3 protein-coding genes and 1 pseudogene are annotated in these 3,954 nt (G+C 66.2%); all 4 read left to right on the top strand.

Annotation, left to right across the window (positions count from 1 at the left end):
• Window positions 1-127 precede the first annotated feature (127 nt).
• Window positions 128-812, top strand: a pseudogene (locus tag LH128_RS29710) (FTR1 family iron permease); the annotation flags it as partial.
• A 229-nt stretch (window positions 813-1,041) separates the two neighbouring features.
• Window positions 1,042-1,392 carry a hypothetical protein gene (locus tag LH128_RS33945; protein ID WP_037522025.1) on the top strand — a complete coding sequence of 117 codons (351 nt, stop codon included), beginning with the start codon at window positions 1,042-1,044 and terminating at the stop codon, window positions 1,390-1,392.
• Between the two features lie 65 nt (window positions 1,393-1,457).
• Window positions 1,458-2,816, top strand: coding sequence for a TolC family protein (locus LH128_RS29695; RefSeq protein WP_008833404.1), 1,359 nt, complete (start codon window positions 1,458-1,460; stop codon window positions 2,814-2,816).
• On the top strand, window positions 2,816-3,954 hold a 1,139-nt coding region (locus LH128_RS29690), incomplete at its 3' end, for an efflux RND transporter periplasmic adaptor subunit (RefSeq protein WP_008833403.1). The genes LH128_RS29695 and LH128_RS29690, both read left to right, overlap by 1 nt.

Raw genomic sequence — 3,954 nt, 5'->3', positions numbered from 1 at the left:
GTTCCTAATTCAGATCAGAGGCTTACGCCACTCCCGCCAACCCTTCAGGACACTTTTGGTGAATAAGGCGGGCTAGGGCTCGAGTTGATGTGCGCGGGAGCAATCTCTCCTCGATGATCGGCGACCTGCAACACGCCGTGGCGCGTTCACCACCCTGCTGCGCGAGGGCTCGAAGCCCTGCTGATCGTCGTCGCGATGATTGCCCTCCTGCGCAAGGCCGAGCGACCCGAGGTGCTGCCTTATGTCCATGGCGGTTGGATCGGCGCGCTGGCGGCGGGGGGCCTAACCTGGGCGGTTGCAACCTATGTGATCGGGATTAGTGGCGCGAGTCGAGAGCTCACCGAAGGGTTCGGATCGCTGTTCGCGGCCGTCATCCTTCTGTCGGTGGGGCTCTGGATGCATGGCAAAGCGCAGGCCGACCAATGGCAACGCTACATCCGCGAAAAGATGTCGCGCGCGCTGTCACGGCAGTCGGCCTGGTTCCTGTTCGGGCTGGCCTTCATCGTCGTCTATCGCGAGGTGTTCGAGACCATCCTGTTTTATGCCGCGCTCTCGACCCAGGGTAATGGCGGGGTCATGCCGGCTGACGCCGCCTCGGCGGTCCAGCTGCTCGGCCTCATTGCGTGGGCGTAGCCGCGCTGCAGGAAGCCGGCATCATCGACATTCCGCCGCTTGGCGGCGGAATTCGTGTTTCGATGCTCGGCATCTTCCCGACCGTGCAGTCGATGGGCGCCCAGTTGCTGATGCTTGTCGCGGTGGCCGGCGGGTTCATGCTCAACCGGCGCCGTACTGTCGTGGCAACCACCAGATGAAGATCGGAGCAGGAAGCGATATTCATCTTGACCCTCTAGTAGCTAGAGGGTGTATAAGGCCGCTCACGATGCTTGCACGCGTTGATAATCATGGTCTGTAGCAGCTGCCAGTCGGATGCGCCGGCGGCGCCCGATCCGCGCTGGCGCCGGGTGCTGCGGATCGCTCTCGCGATCAATCTTGTGATGTCGGGTCTATCCCGTTGTCGTCTTTCCTGTTAGTTCGTTCTCCGTGCGACGCCTACTCAACATCCTTGCTTATTTGACGATCGCCCTCTCCTTGGGGACGACGGCGACGGCGCATGTGCTGGAACGGCCGAATATAAGCCTTTCATCGCAAGAAATAGGCGTGAGCGAAGTTGCCATGGGCCATGCGCCCGGCGATGCCGATCAGGTGCCCTCCGACGGTGACAAAGGGTATCCTCACCATCATGGCGGCTGCCACGGCGATCACGTCGCAGCGCCGATCAAGATCTCTAATGCCGCACTCATGCACGACCTTCGGCTCGCGCCCATCTTCGCAAGCCCCTCCATGCGGCCGCTTTCAACCGCCGATCCCGCGCTAAGGCCGCCCCAAGCCTGACAATCCGCTGACCCCGCCAGCCATTGCTGTGCGGGGCGAACTCGGTTCGTCAGGAGTCACCATCTATGTATCGTACAATCGCGGCCTTCATGGTCGCGGCGACCTTGGCCAGTACGGCCGGGGCGCAGACAGCACCGTCGCTCGGCATTCCAGCGACGCCCTCTTCATCACAAGCGGCAGATGCGTTCTCGCTCGAGAACGCTCTGGCTGCGGGCGGTATGCCATCAGTCCCATCGGCCGTCGCCAGCAACGGATTGGCATCGGGGGCGGGGGGTAACGGTCCTGCGCCCCTGCCATCGGTCGCGGCGGCTACGGCCGGCGTCGATGCCGCCACCGCAGCCCGGCGCGTTGCCGGGCTACGCCCCAACCCCGAGTTTCAGGCTCAGGTCGAGAACGTGGCCGGCACTGGCGTTTATAAGGGCCTGCGAAGTTCCGAAACGACAGTGGGTGTGGCGCTCCCGCTGGAGTTGGGCGGCAAGCGGCCGGCGCGTGTCGCGCTCGCAACAGCGCGGCTCACCCGTGCTCAAGTTCAGGCTGAAATCGCGCGGGCGGATCTCCGCCTGCGGATTACGCAGCTCTATATCGAAGCCGCCGCCGCGGAGCGCCGCGCCGAAGTGCTGAGCGAGCAGGCCGGGATCGCCAACAACGCGTTCCGGGTCTCAAGCGAGCGCGTGAAGGCTGGCGACGTCGGCCCGATCGAGCAACAGCGCGCCGACGTGCTTAGCATCAATGCACAGGTCGCGGCCGACAGCGCGGCGCGGCAGGCACAGGCAGCGCGTGCAAACCTTGAGACATTGCTGGCGGCGCCGGTGACGGGGCCGCTCGATCGCGCATGGTTTGAGCGGATCGATGGCTACGGACCGCCCCGACCGATCGAGGTCGAAGGGACGTTGGCCCTGGCGGCGGCGGAAGCCGACGTGCGTACCGCAGACGCTCAAGTGCGCGTCGCGAGGTCGCTGCGTGTGCCCGACCTGACCGTCAGCACCTTCGCCCGCCGATTGGAGGCGAGCAACGACACCGCCGCGATGGTGGGTATCTCTTTCCCGATCCCAGTGTTCAACAACGGCAGCGCGTTCGTGGCGCAGTCGCGATCGGAGCAGACGCAGGCGATTGCGCTGCGCAACCTTGCTGTGATCGATACCCGCCAGCAGATCGCCAGCGCGCAAACTGAAGTGGCGAACGCCGCTGCGACCGCGCGGGCGGCAGGTGGACCGGGGCTGGCGGCGGCACAGGAAGCCGCCCGCATCGCGCGGATCGGCTGGACGCAGGGCAAGTTCGACCAGATCGCGCTCCTCGATGCCGAGCGCACGCTCTCACAGACCCGCCAGACCTACGTCGATGCGCTCGCCGCCTATCACGACGCGCAGGCTCGGCTTGACCGGCTCAAGACGCCGGCCCCCATGATTTCCGGAGAAGATCGATGATGAACGATAAGCGCCTCCTGGGCGGTGCGGCGGCTGTCGCGATCGTTGCCGCACTTGGCGGCTTCGGGATCGCACGCTGGACCGCGAGCGAACCTGCCGCGACCGAAGCGGCAAGCAGCAACGCCGCTGCCCCCGCAGAAGAGGAAAAGACCCCCGACACGGTGGCGATGACCGAGCAGGCGGTCCAGCAGGCCGGCATCGCCACAGAGACAATCAATCCCGGCGGGCTCGGCGCGGAAATCGTCGCGCAGGCGACGGTCAGCGCATCGCTGCAAGGCGAGGCGATCGTGACCGCCCGCGCAGCCGGCGCGGTGACGCGGCTGATGAAGCGCCTCGGTGATCCGGTGCGCGCCGGTGAGACGTTGGCTATCGTCGAGAGCCGGGACGCGGCACAGTTTGCCGCCGATCGCACTGCTGCCGCTGCCAAATCGACCTTGGCGCAAAAGGCGCTCGCCCGAGAGCAGTACCTATACCGCCAGAAGGTCTCGGCACGAGTCGAGCTGGAACAGGCGGAGGCGGAAGCCGCTTCGGCCGCGGCCGAAGCGCGCCGCGCGAGTGTCGCGGCAGGCGCGGCGCGCGTGACCTCGGATGGTCGCGGTGTGGCGGTCTCGAGCCCGATTTCAGGCCGTGTCACCTCGGCGAATGTCAGTCTAGGCGCGTTCGTCCAGCCTGAAACCGAGCTGATGCGCGTCGCTGATGCGTCGAAGATTCAGATCGAGGCGGCGGTCGGTCCTACGGACGCACAGCGGCTCACTCCAGGCGATCGGGCTATCATCGAGCTGCCCGACGGGCGAACGGCGGAGGCGCGAGTACGCGCCGTCACGCCGGGACTCGCCAACGACACGCGCTCGGCGACCGCCGTTCTCGACGTGTCGGGCAGTCTTCAGCCCGGCCTCGCGGTGCGGGTGAGGCTGCTGCCGAGCCGTGGCAGCACGTCCAACGCGATCGTGGTGCCGGAGGATGCGGTGCAGACGCTCGAAGGGCGCGACATCGTGTTCGTGCGGACCGCGAAGGGCTTCCGCGCGCAGACCGTCACGATCGGTCAGCGCAGCAATGGTCGCGTCGAGATCTTGAAGGGCCTCGTTGGCGGCGCCCAAGTCGCGACCAAGAACGCATTTCTGCTCAAGGCCGAACTCGG

Source organism: Sphingomonas sp. LH128 (assembly GCF_000293195.2).
Classification (GTDB): Bacteria; Pseudomonadota; Alphaproteobacteria; order Sphingomonadales; family Sphingomonadaceae; genus Novosphingobium; species Novosphingobium resinovorum_A.
This window is presented reverse-complemented; position numbering and strand designations above follow the sequence as displayed.